Below are 16,604 nucleotides of genomic sequence, written 5' to 3'. Positions count from 1 at the left end.
GAAGTCCATGACGATGACGTACCGGCGGCTCACCCGCGACGGGAGCGAGCCGCTGTGGATGCAGCTGATGCGGGAGCTGCGCGGCCAGATCGAGGCCGGTGAGATAGCCCCGGACCAGCCGTTGCCGTCGGAGGCGGAGCTGACCGACCTCTATGGCGTCTCCCGCACCGTCGTCCGCGAGGCGCTGCGTGAACTCGTCCAGCAACGGATGATCTACAAGGTCAAGGGGCGGGGCGCCTTCGTCGCTCCCCGCAAGACCGAGCTGCGTTTCGTCGGCTCCGTGTCCGGCTCCGCCGACGACCTGCGGGAGTCGGGACGCCGGGTCACCACCCACACGATCAGCCAGAGCCTCAGCCCGGCGGACCAGCGCGAGGCGGACCTGTTGCAGATTCCGGTCGGCGAGTCGGTCGTGCGGATGCGTCGGCTCCGCGGTGTCGACGGCCAGCCCTGGCTGCTCGTCGACACCGCGCTGCCGGCCCGGCTGGTGCCCGGCCTGGACCGGGCCGTCCTGGAGAACCAGTCCCTCTACGACGTGCTGCGCCGCCGGTACGGGCTCGAACCTGTCGGGGCCGACCGCTGGATCGAAGCCGTCTTCCCCGAACCCGAGGACGCTGCCCTGCTCGAGGTCACCACCTCGACGCCCCTGCTCGGCATCGAGTCCGTGGCCTGGCTGCCGGACGGCACCCGGTTCGAGGCCTACTACGCATTGCACCGCAGCGACCAGACCCGCTTCTTCGTCGGCATCCGCTGACCTCGGCAGCACCCGAGCGGTGGGTGCCCGCCTTCCGGAAACCGACCGCGCGTCAGCTCGTTGCTCCCAGGAGCGGCCGGTGGGCGGTAGCGCTGGCTGCCGACCACGGATCAGGCCGATGATTCTCGATCCGTCGCGCGGTCTGGCCGAGGGACGGATCGGAGAGCGAAGGGAGCGTCAGATGGGCAAGCTCGTCGTGACGGAGTTCGTGACGCTGGACGGTGTGGCGCAGGCGCCGGGTGCACCCGACGAGGACCGCGACGGCGGCTTCGCGCATGGCGGGTGGCAGGCGCCGCTGGTGGACCAAGAGTCCGGCAGTGCCATGTTCGAGCAGGCCACGAGCATGGACGCGCTGCTGCTGGGCCGGAAGACGTACGAGATCTTCGCCGCCTACTGGCCGAAGGCCTCCGTGAGGATCCCCTTCACCGGCCTGCTCAACCGGGTGCCCAAGTACGTGGCGAGCCGTACGCTCGCCGAGCCGCTGGGGTGGGAGGGATCGACGTTCGTCAGCGGTGATCTCGCCGAGGGCGTCGCCGGGCTGAAGGATCGCCACGACGAGCTCCACGTGATCGGCAGCCTCGACCTGGTGCAGTCGCTGTTGCGCCTCGGCCTCGTCGACCGGCTGCACCTGTGGCTCTATCCGCTGGTGCTCGGTAGCGGCAAGCGGCTGTTCGCGGGAGGCACCGTGCCCACGGCCTTCCGGCTCTCCGGGTCGATCACCCACGCCAACGGCGCACTGCAACTGACCTACCGGACGGCAGGCACACCGAGCTACGGCAACCTCGCCACCTGACGGTGCGTCGCGCAGCCAGTTCAATCCGGTTGTGGACGCGTCAGGCATCTGGTGTAGTGCGGGGAACGAGAGGACACGTCGGGAGACAGGGAGAGGTCATGCGCGCAGCTTTCGGGATCGCTCAGTTGGCAGTGACCATCGACCCGAAGGACCTGACGCGTGGAGCGGACTCTCAACCTGGGGATTGTGGCGCATGTCGACGCCGGTAAGACGAGCCTGACCGAACGACTGCTGTACGCGGCCGGGATCATCGACACCGTCGGCAGCGTCGACGCGGGCAGCACCCAGACCGACACCCTCGAGCTGGAACGCCGGCGCGGCATCACCATCCGATCGGCCGTCGTGTCGTTCGAGGTCGGTGGCGTCACCGTCAACCTGATCGACACACCGGGCCACCCGGACTTCATCGCCGAGGTGGAACGCGCCCTCGCCGTACTCGACGGCGCGGTGCTGGTGGTCTCCGCCGTGGAGGGAGTCCAGGCACAGACGCGGGTGCTGATGCGTACGCTGCGTCGTCTCGGCATCCCCACCCTGGTGTTCGTCAACAAGATCGACCGTACCGGCGCCCGCGGCGAGGCGTTGATCACCGAACTGGCCGACCGGCTCACCCCGGCCGTCGTGCCGACCGGGTCGGTGACGGGGCTCGGCACCCGGGCCGCCTGCTTCGTCCCGTACCCGCAGGGGCCGGACCTGCTCCGGCTCGCCGACCACGACGACGGCCTGCTCGCCGCGTACGTCGAGGGGCGGCGCGTGTCCCGGGCCCGCCGCCGGCGGGCGCTGGTCGCGCTGACCCGGCGGGGGCGCATCCACCCGGTGCTCTTCGGCTCGGCCGTCACCGGCGCCGGCGTGGACGAGTTGCTCACGGTCCTGCCCCGGCTGCTGCCGGCGACTGCCGCCGACCCGACCGCCCCCCTCTCGGGCACCGTGTTCAAGGTGGAACGCGGCCCGGCAGGGGAGCGCGTCGCGTACGTCCGGATGGTCGCCGGCACCCTCCGCGTACGGGACCGGCTACGGCTGCCGGGCGGCGGCGAGGGGCGGGTCAGCGGCCTCGCCGTGTTCGACCACGGCGGGTGCGAGCGCGTGGACGCCCTCCTTGCGGGCCGGATCGGGCGGGTCGCCGGGCTGTCCGGCGTCCGGATCGGCGATCCGGTCGGGACGCCGCCGGCCGGCACCCGGCACCGGTTCCCGCCACCCACGCTGGAGACGGTGGTGGTGCCGGTTCGGGCAGGCGATCGGGGCGCGCTGCACGCGGCGCTGACCGAGCTGGCCGAGCAGGACCCGCTGATCAATCTGCGGGTGGACGAGCTGCGGCAGGAGCTGTCGGTGTCGCTCTACGGCGAGGTGCAGAAGGAAGTCGTCCAGGCCACCCTCGCCGAGGGGTACGGGCTCGACGTCGCCTTCGAGCCGTCCACCGTGATCTGCGTGGAGCGGCTGGTCGGCACCGGCGAGGCCGTCGAGTTCGTCTCCACCGGGCACCCGTTCCTGGCCACCGTCGGCCTGCGGGTGGAGCCGGCGCCGGTCGACGCCGGGGTGACGTTCCGGCTCGCCGTCGAGCCGGGAGCGATGCCGTACGCGTTCTTCGCCGCCGTCGAGGCCACGGTGCGGGAGACGCTGCGGCAGGGCGTGCACGGCTGGAAGGTGCCGGACTGCGTGGTCACCATGACGCACAGCGGCTACTGCCCCCGGCAGAGCGCGATGCACGCGCGGTTCGACAAGAGCATCTCCTCGACCGGCGCGGACTTCCGGGGCCTCACCCCGCTGGTGCTGATGGACGCGCTGCGCCGAGCCGGCACCCGAGTGCATGAGCCGGTGCACGCGTTCCGGGTCGACGTGCCGGCCGACCTGCTCGGAACCGTGCTGCCGGTGCTGGCCCGGTACGGGGCGGTGCCGACGCGGACCGAGCCACGGGGCACGGCGTACGTGGTCGAGGGCGAGGTGCCCGCGGCCCGGGTGCACGACCTGGAGCGGCGGCTGCCGGCGCTGACCCGGGGCGAGGGAACGCTCGAGTCGAGGTTCTCCCACTACCAGCCGGTACGGGGACCGGCGCCCGAGCGACCACGCAGCGACCACGACCCCCTGCACCGCAAGGAGTACCTGCTCGCCGTGACCCGCCGAGTGACGGTGTGACCGACCCGGGCCGCGTACCAGCGGGCCGGCGGCGCGACCGTCGTGCCGGGCAGCGGTTCCTACCCGGCACGACGCACACCACGATCCCGCCGCGGGCCGACTGGCCAGCCCGATGATCGACGAGTCCCTGCCCCCCGATGATTCCCCGGATCGTCAGCCACACCAGCCGAAGCCGGACGTGTACGAGCTGAGCGTGCCGGTCTTGTTCGGCCCGCTGTACGCGACGCCGGAGTAGCGGACGCACTCGCCCGGCGCGTAGAGATATACGGGCCCGGCGTAGTAGCGGTAGTTGCCCGGGTCCTGGGCCACCCGCCCGCTCCTCGTCTCCACCTTGGCGTTCATCCAGGTCGCGGTGCCGACGAAGCTGGACTTCTCCGCGACGACGCAGTTCATCTTGGTCTGTGTGCTGTACATCAGGTAGACGTGTCCGAAGGCCTGCCCACCGCTGGTGAGCAGCACCTTGTCGTCGAGTTCGTAGTAGGTGGATCCGCACTGCTCGCCGTACCGTGCGGTGGAGGCGCTGGCCGGCGCCGGGCCGACAACCGGGGCGCCCGCCGCGACAACCGCGGCCACGACGTGAACCAACACCGAGCGTCGCCACGTGGACATCAGCCGCACCAACCCACCTTGTTGTTCCCGGCGTTGGAGTCCGTCGGGGGATAGTAGATGTTCCCGATGACCCAGATGCACTTACCGCTGGCGTAGGCGGTCACCGGTCCGGCGTAGTACCTGTAGGTGCCGTGGTCCCGGTCGTCCGCCGACAGCAACCGGCAGTTGCTGGTGCCGGATGAACAGACCCACAGCTCGACCGACATGACCTTGCTGACGCCCCAGGTGTTGGCACTCGACACGGTCCGGGCGCAGTTGTAGCCGCCGCTGTAGTAGACCTCGACGTATCCGTACTTCGTCGAGCCGTTGATGGCTACGTCTCCGTATAGGTCGAAGCCGCCGACCCTGGAACCCGAACAGGTGCCGGTCGCGGCCTGCGCCGGCGGGCTGGCGAGAAACGTACTGCCGGTCGTGATGAGGACGAGCGCGGCGAGCATCGCCAGGATTCGCGATCGTGAGGTGGTCAAAGGTGCCTCCGTTCTCTCGGTGCCACACCGCGGCGAGCGGCGGGAACGGTCACCTGACAGCCCGCGGCACCTCGGCGGGTGGCGACGTGGCCGCGTACGCCGATGTCGGGGGCGGTGCAGGACCGGCACAGTCAACATCTGTCGCACCCGCCGGCCAAGTGATTCGAACTGGCTCGAATCTCCGACCGAACGGTGCTGTGCCCCGTCGCGGTTGTCGGGCAGGTGGCCACCGGGCACCTGCCTGACCGGTCATGCCGCGTTCCGCGTGGTCGCGTCACGTGCCTGTCAGGTGGGTAGTCGCCCGGACGCAGGCTCCAGCCGCTCACGGTCCCGAGTAAGCGTGAAGCGCAGCGGCCCGCCGTCACCGTGAACCGGCCAGCCTGCGGCGAGTGCCGCCTGGATCAGTTCCGCGACCAACCGTGGCGTGACCGGGGCCAGGGCGAACACCTCGGCCACCCGGTCCGCAGGTGCGGTGATGATCGGCCCGAAGTTGAGCCACGGGTCGTCGAAGGCCACCTGGACCTCCAGTTGACTGCCCCTGGTTGCGATGTGCCAGACCCTGACCACGACGTGACCGGGGTCGACGTGACTGACCATCCATCGGTAATCGAGGCCGTCGACGCGAATCCCCCGCTTGCGAATCCTGGCCACGGTGCGAGCGTAGGCGGGCGTGCCTTCACGGCGGTAGCGGAATTCGCGACAGGCCGTTACACCGCGGCCACCTTGGCTTCCGGCGCATCCCACGATGCGAGCAGGGGTTTGTTACCTACCAAACCGATGGGATAACTTCCCAGCCATGATCCGTAGCAGCCACTCGCCGACCGGGAAGCGCATCGTCACTTCCCTGGTCGTGCGGCGCTACGTCGACCACCAGCGCACCTGCAGCGCGCTCTGTCCGCGCTGATCGAGTAGGCGAGGCGCTTCCGCGGCGGCGGGCAACTGCTCCCGCGACGAGCACATGCGCGTTCGTCGCGGCGCTTCCGGCCCTGTCACCTCCCACCCTTTCGCCGGCCTGCCCGGCGGCCCTGACACCCGGTCGCGGAGCAGCTCCGGCACGAGCACGTCGCCCTGCGCCTGAATCCCGTCGCCCCCTCCACGCAAGTTCCTTGCCGGTACGAAAGGCCATCACGCATGTCACGATCCAGGTTCCGGTCCACCGCGTTGGCGGGGGCTGCCGCCCTCGCCGTGGCCGGGTTGCTCGCCTCCTGCTCGGGCGGCGGCTCGCCCGCTGCCGGGCAGGACGCCGGCGACCCCGTCTACGGCGGCACGCTCGTCTACCTCGAGCACCAGCCGCCGAGCTGCCTCTACCTACCGGCCGCGGGCTTCTACCCGAACGGCGGGGTGCTCAACCAGCTCACCGACAAACTCACCTGGCAGGACCCGAAGACACTCAAGGTCGAGCCCTGGGTCGCCAAGTCCTGGGAGGTCAACGCCGACGCGACCGAGTACACCTTCCACCTGCGCGACGGGGTGACCTTCAGCGACGGCAGCCCGCTCGACGCGGAGACCGTGGCGGCGAACTACGACGTGTACGGCCTCGGCAACAAGGACCTGAAGCTCCCGGTGGCCGAGTTCGTCAACAACTACGAACGCAGCGAGGTCGTCGACAAGGACACGGTGAAGTTCCACTTCGACAAGCCGTCGCCCGGCTTCCTGCAGGGCACGTCGGTGATCGGGGCGGGCCTCGTGTCCAAGAAGACCATCTCGCTGCCGTACGAGGAGCAGTGCCAGCTCAAGAACGTCGTCGGGTCCGGCCCGTTCACCGTCGCGAACCAGGTCGTCGACAAGGAGATCGAACTGGTGGCCCGCGAGGACTACAACTGGGCCCCGCCGTCCTTCGCCCACCAGGGGCGCGCCTACCTCGACCGGATCAAGATCATCGTGACTCCGGAGGACAGCGTCCGGGTCGGCGCGTTGACCTCGGGGCAGGCCGACTACGTGCGCTACGTGCAGGCGTACGACGAGGCGACCGTGACCTCCGCCGGCCACCGCATCTACGCCGAGCCGACCCGCGGCGTCAACAACGGGCTCTACCTGCGACCGGCGAACAGCATCCTGCAGGACATCAACGTCCGTAAGGCGCTGCAGGCGGGCACCAACGCCAAGGAGGTCGTCGAAACCCTCTTCACCGGCAGCTACCCGGTGGCGACCTCGGTGCTCAGCCACCTGGCAGAGGGGTACACCGACCTGTCCGCGCAACTCGCCTACGACCCCGACCGGGCCAACGCCCTGCTCGACCAGGCCGGCTGGGTACGCGGCGGCGACGGCATCCGGGAGAAGGGTGGCCGCAAGCTCGAACTGAGCGTCTTCGTCTCCGGCCCGCAGCCGCTGTCGAAGCAGACCCTCGAACTGGTCGCCCAGCAGTGGACCAGGATCGGTGTGCGGCTCGACGTCCGCCCCGCGGACTCCGGCACCCAGGCCGTGGACATCAAGAACGCCGAGCGGACCGCCATCACGCACTCGATGGTGGGACGGGCGGACCAGGACGTGATCAAGAGCCACTTCCATACCAAGAACCGGGACGTGCTGCTCTCCAACGACCCGAAGCTCGATCGCCTGCTGGAGGAGCAGTCCGCGCTCGTCGACGAGAACGCGCGCAACGCGAAAGTCGTCGAGATCCAGCGGTACGTGATCGAGCAGGGCTACGCGATCCCGCTGTTCGAGGAGCCGCAGGTGTACGGCGCCGCGCCGTACGTGCACGGCGTCGGCTTCGAGGCGGTCGCACGCCCCAGCTTCTACGACGTGTGGCTGTCCAAGAAGGACAAGTAGGCGGGCGGGCGGCTCATGACCAGGTATCTCGCGCTCCGTGTCGGGCAGGCCGTACTCGTGCTGTGGGCCGCCTTCACCGCCGGTTTCGTGCTGCTGCAACTGCTGCCGGGCGACTCCATTCTGATCAAGTTCCAGAACCCAGAGCTCGGGCTCTCGCCCGAGCAGATCGCGGAGATCCGCCAACTGTACGGCGGCGACGAGCCGGGCATCGTCCGGTACGTCCACACGCTGCTGGGCTTCCTGCGGGGTGACTTCGGCTATTCGATCGACACCGGCACGCCGGTGATCGAGCGACTGGCCGAGGGCCTGCCGGCGACCGCCGAGCTCGCCGGCCTCGGCTTCGGAGTCGCCGTGCTGATCGCCGTGACCATCGCCTTCGTGTCGAGCTACAGCCGGTTCGCCTGGATCCGGGGTGCGCTGCTGGCGGTGCCGTCGCTGTTCATCTCGGTCCCCACCTTCTGGCTGGGCATCCTGCTGATCCAGGTGTTCTCGTTCCAGCTCGGACTGGTGCCCGTCATCGGCGGCACCCGGTTCGAGCAGCTCGTCCTGCCCGTGCTGACCCTCGCCGTACCGATCTCGGCGCCGCTGGCGCAGGTCCTGGCCCGCAGCCTCGACCGGGTCTACGCGCAGCCGTTCGTCGCGGTGGTGGCCGCCAAGGGCGCCTCGCGCCGCTGGATCCTCTGGCGGCACGTCGCCCGCAACGCGCTGCTACCCACGCTGACGATCGCCGGGGTGACCTTCGGCGAGCTCATCGCGGGGTCGGTCGTGACCGAGACGGTCTTCGGCCGCAACGGCATCGGCCGGCTGACCGAGCAGGCGGTCACCGCCCAGGACACGCCGGTGATGCTGGCCATCGTGGTGCTCGCCGCAGCCGTGTTCGTGCTGGTCAACCTCGTGGTCGATCTGCTCTGTCCCGTCCTCGACCCGCGACTGACGACGAAGGTCGGTGTCACCGCTTGACATCCGCCCGGCCCTGAAGGGCCGGGATTCCCCCTGGTCGCCCGTGGGGTTTCCTGCTTCGTCGCCGACTGCCCGCCCGGAGGGACTCCGTTGAGGTCTTACATCAGCTCCACAGGCGTTTTACCTGTCCGCCAGCCCGGCGGCCAGGAGGTTTCTCGCTGCGTTGATGTCCCGGTCATGGATCGCGCCACACGGGCATTCCCACGTACGGATGTTCAACGGCAGGGATTCGGTCAGTTGCCCGCAGTCCGAGCACAGCTTGGACGACGGGAACCAGCGGTCCACCGTCACCAGGGTGCGCCCGTACCAGGCGGCCTTGTACTCCAGCATTGCCTGCAGGTCGGACCATGCCGCGTCGGAGATGGCGCGGGCGAGCCGGTGGTTGCGCAGCAGGTTGCGTACCGTGAGGTCTTCGATCACGACCGTTTGGTTCTCGCGGACGAGTCGAGTCGACAGTTTGTGCAGGTGGTCCCGTCGCCGGTCGGCGATCCGGGCGTGAATTTTGGCGACCTTGAGTCGAGCTTTGGCCCGGTTGGCCGAGCCTTCCTCCTTGCGGGCCAGGTCCCGCTGGGCCCTGGCGAGTTTCCGCCGGTCGGCCCGCTCGTGACGGGGGTTGGTGACCTTCTCCCCGGTGGACAAGGTCACCAGGCTGGTCAGCCCCGCGTCGACGCCAACCGCCGTATCCACCGGTGGAAGCGGCCGGACGGTCGGGTCCTCGACAAGCAGGGACACGAACCAGCGGCCGGCCGCGTCTCGGGACACGGTGACGGTGGACGGTACGGCGCCCTCGGGCAGCGGACGCGACCACACAATGTCCAGCGGGGCGTCCATCTTCGCCAGAGTCAGTTGCCCGTCCCGCCAGCGGAACGCCGACCGGGTGTACTCGGCGCTGGCCCGGGACTTCCTCTTGGACTTGAAACGGGGGTATCGGGCGCGTTTGGCGAAGAACGCCGTGTAGGCGGCGTGCAGATGCCGCAACGCTTGTTGCAGCGGAACGCTGGACACCTCGTTGAGGAACGCCAACTCCTCTGTGCGTTTCCATTCGGTCAGGGCCGCCGACGATTCGGCGTAGCCGATCGAGCGGCGTTCCGTGGCGTATGCGCGGGTCCGTTCGTCGAGGGCTTTGTTGTAGACCAGACGCACGCACCCGAAAGTGCGGTGGAGTTGTTCGGCCTGCTCACCGGTGGGATAGAAGCGGTACTTGTACGCCCGCTTCACCACCCCGCCCACATTTCACAAGCTATCAGTCCACTGTGTTACACGATCATTGAGGGGAGGCAGCGGCGTTTCCTCCCGGCCCTGAACGGCCGGGTTTCCACGCCGCAACTCTGATGACCGCCCAATCCGGTATCGACGTCCTCCGGCCCGCGCGGCCGGCCCCGGCCCGGCTGCCGCTGCGGCGGCCACCCGTCGCGCTCGTGCTCGCCTGGCTCGCGATCGCCGTCGTCGTGCTGTGGGCGGTCGCGCCGGGCCTGTTCACCGGCCACGACCCGATCAACGGCGTACCGGTGCAGAAGCTCCAGGCACCGAGCGCCGAGCATTTCTTCGGCACGGACGCCCTGGGCCGGGACCTCTTCGCCCGCGTCGTGCACGGCTCCGCCCGCTCGCTGTCCGGCGCGTTCGTCGCCGTGGCGGTCGGGCTCGTGCTGGGCACACTGCTCGGGCTGCTCGCCGGATCGGTCGGCGGCCTGCTCGACGAGCTGGTGATGCGGGTGGTCGACGTGCTCCTGGCCGTCCCGGGACTGCTGCTGGCGCTGACGGCCATCATCCTGCTCGGCCCCGGCACCATCAACGTGGCGATCGCCGTCGGCATCGGCTCGGTGGCGGCCTTCGCCCGGCTGGCAAGATCAGAGGTGGTACGGGTCCGGCGCGCCGACTACGTGGAGGCCGCGTTCGGCAGCGGAGGCCGGTTCACCACGGTGCTCCGGCGGCACGTGCTGCCCAACTCGCTCGGCCCCGTCGTGGCGCTCGCCGCGGTGCAGTTCGGCGCCGCGATCCTGGCCATCTCCACGTTCAGCTTCCTCGGCTACGGCGCGAAGCCGCCCACTCCCGAGTGGGGGCTGCTCATCTCGGAAGGACGCAACTACCTGGCCACCTCGTGGTGGCTGACCACCCTGCCGGGGGTGGTCGTGGTCCTCGTCGTGCTCGCCGCCAGCCGCATCAGCCGCTCGATCAGCAGGGAGGACGGATGAGCCTGCTCGAGGTACGCGACCTGACCGTCTCCTACCGGACCCGCGACCACGTCCACCCCGCGGTCGGCGGCATCTCGTTCGCCGTCGACCGCGGCGAGGTCGTCGCGGTCGTCGGTGAATCCGGCTCCGGCAAGTCGACCACGGCACACGCGATCATCGGCCTGCTGCCCGCGAACGGGTCCGTCGACTCCGGCCAGATCCTGCTCGACGGCACGGATGTCGCCGGCTGGTCGTCGAAGCGTCTGGAGGCGGTGCGCGGCGCGCAGATCGGCCTGATCCCGCAGGACCCGACGAGTTCGCTGAACCCGGTCATGACGATCGGCGCGCAGATCGGCGAGACGCTGCGCATCCACAAGCGTGGCGACCGACGCACCATCTCGCGCCGCGTGATCGAACTGCTCGACCGGGTCGGCCTGTCCGACCCCGAGCTGCGCGCCCGGCAGTATCCGCACGAACTCTCCGGCGGGATGCGTCAGCGCGTCCTCATCGCCAGCGCGATCGCCCTCGAACCACAGCTCGTCATCGCCGACGAGCCGACGAGCGCGCTCGACGTCACCGTGCAGCGGCGCATCCTCGACCTCATCGACGACCTCCGTACGGAGTTCGGCACCGCCGTGATCCTCGTGACCCACGACCTCGGCGTCGCCGCCGACCGGTCGAACCGGCTCGTCGTGATGCGCGACGGGCGGGTCGAGGAGCAGGGGGCGACAGCGGCGGTGCTGGCCCGACCGGAAGCCGAGTACACCCGGCGACTGCTGCGGGACGCCCCGTCGCTGGCGCCACGACAGTTCCGCGACGTCCTCCCTCCGGCGCGCAGCGGAAGCTCCGCCGTCGGGCAGCCGCCCGCGATCGTCGCCCGCGACCTGGTCAAGGAGTTCCGGGTCGGGCGCAAGCCGTTCCGGGCGGTCGACGGGGTCTCGTTCGACGTACGGCGGGGGACGACCCATGCCCTCGTCGGCGAGTCGGGGTCCGGCAAGACGACGACCGCGCGGATGGTCGTCCGCTTCGCCGCGCCGACCTCCGGTTCCGTGACGATCGGCGGCACCGACGTGGCCCGGCTGCGTGGCGAGGAACTGCGCCAGCTGCGCCGCCGGGTGCAACTGGTCTACCAGAACCCGGCCGGCTCGCTCGATCCCCGGCAGTCCGTCGGCGACATCGTGGCCGAACCGCTGCGCAACTTCCGGCTCGGTGACCGGGCCGGCCGTGGCAAGCGGGTGCGGGACCTGGTCGACCGGGTGGCCCTGCCGCAGACGGTGCTCGACCGCAAGCCGCGTGAGCTCTCCGGCGGTCAGCGCCAGCGCGTCGCGATCGCCCGCGCGCTGGCCGTGGACCCGGAGGTGCTCGTGCTCGACGAAGCGGTCTCCGCGCTCGACGTGACCGTGCAGGCGCAGATCCTCGACCTGTTCGACGGGCTGCAGCGCGAACTCGGGCTCACCTACCTGTTCATCTCGCACGACCTCTCGGTGGTGCGGCAGATCTCCGACACCGTGTCGGTCATGAGAAAGGGACGCATCGTGGAGACCGGAACCACGCGGCAGGTATTCGAGACGCCGCAGCACGAATACACCCGCGAGTTGCTCGCCGCCGTACCCGGCGCCGTCGCGGAGCTGGCGGCATGAGCCGTCCGCGACTCGGGTTCTTCACCCGGCTGCTCGACGACGGGCCGGCGGAGGCGCGCTACCGGCTGGCCGCCGAGCAGATCCGGCACGCCGAGGCGTACGGGTTCGACTCCGCCTGGGTCGCTCAGCACCACTTCCACGGCGCCGAGGGCGGGCTGCCGGCACCCCTGGTGTTCCTCGGGCACGTCGCCGCGCGGACCAGTCGGATCCGCCTCGGCACCGGCATCATCACGTTGCCGCTGGAGAACCCGGTTCGCGTCGCCGAGGACGCCGCGGTGCTCGACCTGCTCAGCGGCGGCCGACTCGAAGTCGGCGTCGGCAACGGCGGCACCCCCTCGTCGTTCAGCGCGTTCGGTCAGGACAGCGCGAACCGCTCGGCCATCTACGCCCAGCACCTCGCGGTGCTCGTCGACGCCTGGTCGGGCCGCGCCCTCGGCGACGACGGCAACCACCTCTACCCGGCGGCGCCGCGCCTGCTCGACGCCATCTGGGAGGCGACCTTCTCGGTGAGCGGGGGAGTCCGCGCCGGGAAGGCCGGCAACGGACTGATGCTCTCGCGTACCCAGCCGCGCACCGAGGACGCCCCGCACGCCACGCTGGCGGAGATCCAGCGTCCCATCGTGGACGCCTACCACGACAACCTGCCGGAGGGCGTGCCGCCGCGGATCATGGCGTCGCGTACGGCGTTCGTCGCCGACAGCCGCGCCGAGGCGCTGCGCTTCGCCGAGGCGGGGCTCGGTCGCGCCGCCCGGCAGTTCAGGGAGAAGGGCCACCCCGTGCCCGACGGGGGCCTCGCCCAGCTCATCGCCGCGTTCGACGTGCACGTCGGAACGCCGGACGACGTCATCGCCAGCCTGAAGGCCGACCCGATCCTCCAGCGCTCGACCGACCTGGTCTTCCAGGTGCACTCGGTCGACCCCCCGCATCCGTTCGTCCTCCGCTCGATCGAGCTGCTCGCGACCGAGGTCGCGCCCGCGCTCGGCTGGGCGCCGCACCCCACCGCCGACCCGTCAACCGAACTGAGCAGCGCATGAGCACATCCATCGCCGACGTCATCGACCACCTGGTCGGCATCGAGCCCGCCTCCCGCCTCGACCAGATCCGCCACCGGCGACCGGAGGCCAGGAGGAACGCACAGGCGAGCTACGAGGCGCTCTTCTCGCCGCGCCCTGCCGGGGAGGTCACCACGGCCGAGCGGCTCGCCGTCGCCGCGTTCGTGACCGCACTGCACCGGGACGCCGCGACCGCCGACTTCTACGCCGCCCGGCTGGCCGAGCACGCACCGCAGCTGGCCGCGCTGATCGCGAAGGAGGCCGAGGCCGGCAGGACCACCGGCCCCTACGGCGCCTACCCGGCACCCGGTCCGCTTGCCGCGGAGAGCGTGGCGGGGCCGGCGTACCGGACGAACGACCGCGACGAGCTGGGAACGCGGCTCGCCGCCGCCCTGGAACACGCCCACCTCCTGGTGTTCCGTCCACGCGAGTCGAGCCGCGAGGCGTTGCAGGCCCTCCTCGACGCCGGCTGGAGCACCACCGACGTGGTGACCCTGTCGCAGCTCGTCGCCTTCCTCAGCTTCCAGGTGCGCCTCGTCACGAGCCTCCGCCTCCTGGCCGTGCCGCCCAGAAAGGGATCCCCGTCGTGACCGACACCGTGCTCGACCGTCCCGCCGCCGCGCGGCCGCTCGCCTTCACCCAGGACCAGCTCGGCTGGGAGCCCTGGCTCGCACCGCTGAGCGAGGCGGAACTCACCGACGTCCACTGGGAGGCGCTCGTCGACAAGGCGCGCGCCAACTCTCCCTACTTCCTGCTGCTCGCCCGGGACCCGGAGACCCTGCGCGCGCGGACGAAGACCGACAAGGACATCTTCTACAACCCGGACGGGGGCCTACCGCGGGCGGAGCGGGAACTCGCGGCGGCGGCAACCTCGCGCCGCAACGGCTGCGTCTTCTGCGCCTCCGTCCATGCCCGGTTCGCCTCGCACCACTCCAAGCGCCCCGACGACGTGCAGCGGCTGCTCGACGAGGGGGTCGACGCACCCCAGGACGAGCGCTGGCGGGCCATCGTCGACGCCGCGGTGGCCCTCACGGCCACGCCGGCCGCGCTGACCGCCGAGCACATCCACGCGCTGCGCGCGGTCGGTCTCGACGACCTGGCGATCAGCGACCTGCTGCATGCGGCCGCCTTCTTCAACTGGGCCAACCGACTCATGCTCTCCCTCGGGGAGCCGACTCCACCACCGGCCGCGTGAGCACCGCCAGCCGCCAGTCCTCCTAGAAAGTGGCAGTGACATGACCGAACCCCGACTCGACCACCTTGTCCACGCGGTGCCCGACCTCGCCGCCGGTGTCGCCGACTTCGCGGCGCGCACCGGCGTCACCCCCGTTCCCGGGGGCCGGCACCCTGGCGGCACCGCCAACTACCTCGTCGGGTTCGGCCCGACCTCGTACCTCGAGATCATCGGTCCGGATCCGGAGGCCGATCCCGCCGTCCGCCCGAGCGCCTTCGGCCTGGACGCCCTGACCGAGCCTCGCCTCGCCACCTGGGCGGTGCACCCCGACGACATCGAGAAGACGGTCGGCCTCGCCCGCGAACGCGGGTACGACCCGGGCGAGATCCGGCCGTTGTCCCGCCGTCGACCCGACGGGGTGCTGCTGTCCTGGCGACTGACCCGACGGGAGGAACGCGCGGCGGGCGGGCTGGTGCCGTTCCTCATCGACTGGGGCGGCACGGAACATCCCGCGCGCTCAGGCTTGCCGCAGGTGCGGCTCGCCTCGTTCACCGCGACGCACCCGGACCCGTCGGTGGTCCGCCGCGACCTCGCCGCGCTCGGCGTCGAACTCGACGTGACCGCCGGACCGGCGACCGCGCTGGAGGCGGTACTCGACACCCCGCGCGGCTCGGTGACCCTGCGCTGAGCGGCCGACCCGGTAAGAACCAGAAGAGAGCGATGCTGTGAGTAACCTTCGTGAATACCTGTCCCAGAAGCGGGCGGCACTGACCGCGCGCCGTGCCGCCCCGGACCGCGGCCCCGTTCCGTTGCGCGCCCGGGTCACCGCCGAGGGACGCAGCGGCGTACGGCGCATCCGGATCCGTGACTTCCAGGTCATCAGCGACAGCGGTCCGGACTTCGCCGGCTACGACCTCGGGCCCGGCTCCCCGGAGCTGCAGGCCGGCGTGCTCGGCAGCTGCGTGACGCACATCTTCCTGATCAAGGCGGCGGAACTGGAGATTCCGCTCGACTCCCTCACGGTGGACGTGCAGGCCGAGTACGACCCACGTGCCCAGGAGCCCGGCAACAGCGAGGTGCCCGTCCACCCGTACGACTTCCGATACGAGGTGCAGGTCGCCTCGCCCGCCCCCGACGAGGACCTGGCCCGGCTGCACGCTGAGGTGCAGCGGGTGTGCCCGATCCTCAACCTGCTGCGCAATCCGCAGGAGATCAGCGGCTCGCTGGCTCGGGTGACCTCGGCCGACGGGGACGAGCGGGGCCGCGCCGCCTGACTCGGCGAACCCGGCGCGCGCCGGTGCGGTCGGTGGCGGGTGCGGGTCGGCAGAGGCGGCCTGTGGGCGTCGGGGAGGGACGGGTGACCGTCCCTCCCCGAAGTCGACCGTTCGGCCTCAGGACAGCAACTTGTCCAGGGCCGCCTCGATGGTGTCGGCGTCCGGCGACGCGTACGCCCTCATGGTGTTCTTGTTGTATTGCGAGAGGAAGTTCGGGCACCGGTCCGCCGGGGTGCTCACGATGCCGCCGTCGCCGATCTTCTCGGCGGTCTTCGCCGCGTAGAAGGTCAGCTTGTAGCGCGACGAGACGTAGTCGACGGTGAACTGCTTGAGGAGGGTGTCCTGGTACTCGCACTCGCGGGGCGTGCCCTCGCCCCCCACGAACTCCAGGCAGCCGACCACCGACACCGACTCGAAGTCGGTGCTCCCGGCGTAGTACGGCTTGTTCGAGGGAATCGACGTCGACGACCAGCGCGCCGGCTGGTCGGGGGAGTTCGCGAACGTGTAGGCCTTCGCGCCCGCCGGCCCGTTGTAGGGCGCCGCGTTGAGGATCTGACTGCCCTCGCAGACGTTGCCCAGGTCGCTGTCGGCGCGGGCGGTCACCGCGTTGTCGCCGGGCTCCTGCGACTCGGACCCACGTGGGGTGGAGGTGGCGTCCGCGCCCGGCTCGCCGCTGGTTGCGCTCGGGGTGTGATCGTCGTTGTCGACGAGGGCCAACCCGACGCCGGCGAGTACGAGCAGGGCCACCACGGCGGCGGACAGACCGATGACCAGAGCCCTTTTCGACTTCTGCGGCGGCGGGGCCGGGGCCTCGAAC

The 16,604-nt window shown here is 70.6% G+C and carries 17 protein-coding genes; 12 read left to right on the top strand and 5 right to left on the bottom strand.

Annotation, left to right across the window (positions count from 1 at the left end; genetic code table 11):
• Positions 1-7 precede the first annotated feature (7 nt).
• From ACZ6Q9_RS02930 to ACZ6Q9_RS02920, 3 genes are all read left to right on the top strand, one after another.
• The gene (locus tag ACZ6Q9_RS02930) at positions 8-751 is read left to right on the top strand and encodes a GntR family transcriptional regulator (RefSeq protein WP_357703641.1); all 744 of its coding nucleotides are present in this window, start codon (positions 8-10) and stop codon (positions 749-751) included.
• 118 nt (positions 752-869) lie between these two features.
• Complete coding sequence (locus ACZ6Q9_RS02925; RefSeq protein WP_393449061.1) at positions 870-1,544, top strand: dihydrofolate reductase family protein; 675 nt, start codon at positions 870-872, stop codon at positions 1,542-1,544.
• 159 nt (positions 1,545-1,703) lie between these two features.
• A complete protein-coding gene (locus ACZ6Q9_RS02920; RefSeq protein WP_393449064.1) occupies positions 1,704-3,671 on the top strand; it encodes a GTP-binding protein in 1,968 nt (655 codons plus the stop codon).
• Between the two features lie 153 nt (positions 3,672-3,824).
• Here the strand turns inward: ACZ6Q9_RS02920 and ACZ6Q9_RS02915 are convergent, their stop codons facing one another.
• The 3 genes from ACZ6Q9_RS02915 to ACZ6Q9_RS02905 form a co-directional block, all read right to left on the bottom strand.
• Positions 3,825-4,289, bottom strand: a complete 465-nt coding sequence (locus ACZ6Q9_RS02915) for a hypothetical protein (RefSeq protein ID WP_393449067.1) — start codon at positions 4,287-4,289, stop codon at positions 3,825-3,827.
• Positions 4,280-4,747: a hypothetical protein gene (locus ACZ6Q9_RS02910; protein ID WP_393265702.1), complete on the bottom strand. Its 468-nt coding sequence runs from the start codon at positions 4,745-4,747 to the stop codon at positions 4,280-4,282. The genes ACZ6Q9_RS02915 and ACZ6Q9_RS02910 overlap by 10 nt, the downstream gene beginning before the upstream one ends.
• 285 nt (positions 4,748-5,032) lie before the next feature.
• Positions 5,033-5,398, bottom strand: a complete 366-nt coding sequence (locus tag ACZ6Q9_RS02905) for a hypothetical protein (protein WP_393449070.1) — start codon at positions 5,396-5,398, stop codon at positions 5,033-5,035.
• A 480-nt stretch (positions 5,399-5,878) separates the two neighbouring features.
• Between ACZ6Q9_RS02905 and ACZ6Q9_RS02900 the strand changes: the two genes are divergently transcribed.
• Together ACZ6Q9_RS02900 and ACZ6Q9_RS02895 are read left to right on the top strand one after the other, a co-directional pair.
• Positions 5,879-7,516 carry a TIGR04028 family ABC transporter substrate-binding protein gene (locus tag ACZ6Q9_RS02900; RefSeq protein ID WP_396826638.1) on the top strand — a complete coding sequence of 546 codons (1,638 nt, stop codon included), beginning with the start codon at positions 5,879-5,881 and terminating at the stop codon, positions 7,514-7,516.
• A gap of 15 nt (positions 7,517-7,531) precedes the next feature.
• The gene (locus ACZ6Q9_RS02895; RefSeq protein WP_396826640.1) at positions 7,532-8,476 is read left to right on the top strand and encodes an ABC transporter permease; all 945 of its coding nucleotides are present in this window, start codon (positions 7,532-7,534) and stop codon (positions 8,474-8,476) included.
• Positions 8,477-8,596: 120 nt separating this feature from the next.
• Here ACZ6Q9_RS02895 and ACZ6Q9_RS02890 read toward each other — a convergent pair whose 3' ends face one another.
• Positions 8,597-9,706 (bottom strand): RNA-guided endonuclease InsQ/TnpB family protein, encoded by a 1,110-nt coding sequence (locus ACZ6Q9_RS02890; RefSeq protein ID WP_396826642.1) that lies wholly within the window; start codon positions 9,704-9,706, stop codon positions 8,597-8,599.
• 101 nt (positions 9,707-9,807) lie between these two features.
• Between ACZ6Q9_RS02890 and ACZ6Q9_RS02885 the strand changes: the two genes are divergently transcribed.
• From ACZ6Q9_RS02885 to ACZ6Q9_RS02855, 7 genes are read left to right on the top strand one after another with little or no spacing between them, the layout of a single operon-like run.
• Complete coding sequence (locus ACZ6Q9_RS02885) at positions 9,808-10,668, top strand: ABC transporter permease (RefSeq protein WP_393265711.1); 861 nt, start codon at positions 9,808-9,810, stop codon at positions 10,666-10,668.
• Positions 10,665-12,287: a dipeptide ABC transporter ATP-binding protein gene (locus tag ACZ6Q9_RS02880; protein ID WP_393449082.1), complete on the top strand. Its 1,623-nt coding sequence runs from the start codon at positions 10,665-10,667 to the stop codon at positions 12,285-12,287. Before ACZ6Q9_RS02885 ends, ACZ6Q9_RS02880 begins: the two co-directional genes overlap by 4 nt.
• Complete coding sequence (locus tag ACZ6Q9_RS02875) at positions 12,284-13,321, top strand: putative FMN-dependent luciferase-like monooxygenase (protein WP_396826644.1); 1,038 nt, start codon at positions 12,284-12,286, stop codon at positions 13,319-13,321. Before ACZ6Q9_RS02880 ends, ACZ6Q9_RS02875 begins: the two co-directional genes overlap by 4 nt.
• Positions 13,318-13,929: a CMD domain protein gene (locus ACZ6Q9_RS02870; protein ID WP_393265716.1), complete on the top strand. Its 612-nt coding sequence runs from the start codon at positions 13,318-13,320 to the stop codon at positions 13,927-13,929. The genes ACZ6Q9_RS02875 and ACZ6Q9_RS02870 overlap by 4 nt, the downstream gene beginning before the upstream one ends.
• Positions 13,926-14,534: an alkylhydroperoxidase domain protein gene (locus ACZ6Q9_RS02865; protein WP_393449088.1), complete on the top strand. Its 609-nt coding sequence runs from the start codon at positions 13,926-13,928 to the stop codon at positions 14,532-14,534. Before ACZ6Q9_RS02870 ends, ACZ6Q9_RS02865 begins: the two co-directional genes overlap by 4 nt.
• A 40-nt stretch (positions 14,535-14,574) precedes the next feature.
• Entirely contained in the window at positions 14,575-15,201 is a 627-nt protein-coding gene (locus ACZ6Q9_RS02860; protein WP_393265721.1) for a VOC family protein, read from the top strand.
• A gap of 37 nt (positions 15,202-15,238) precedes the next feature.
• The gene (locus tag ACZ6Q9_RS02855) at positions 15,239-15,787 is read left to right on the top strand and encodes an OsmC family protein (protein ID WP_393449091.1); all 549 of its coding nucleotides are present in this window, start codon (positions 15,239-15,241) and stop codon (positions 15,785-15,787) included.
• A 117-nt stretch (positions 15,788-15,904) separates the two neighbouring features.
• On the opposite strand, the gene ACZ6Q9_RS02850 is transcribed toward ACZ6Q9_RS02855, so the two are convergent.
• Positions 15,905-16,534, bottom strand: coding sequence for a hypothetical protein (locus ACZ6Q9_RS02850; RefSeq protein WP_396826647.1), 630 nt, complete (start codon positions 16,532-16,534; stop codon positions 15,905-15,907).
• Between the last annotated feature and the right edge of the window lie 70 nt (positions 16,535-16,604).

Source organism: Micromonospora sp. NPDC049139 (assembly GCF_055586845.1).
Note: the sequence above shows the minus strand (reverse complement) of the source record. Positions and strands in the feature narration are given on the sequence as shown.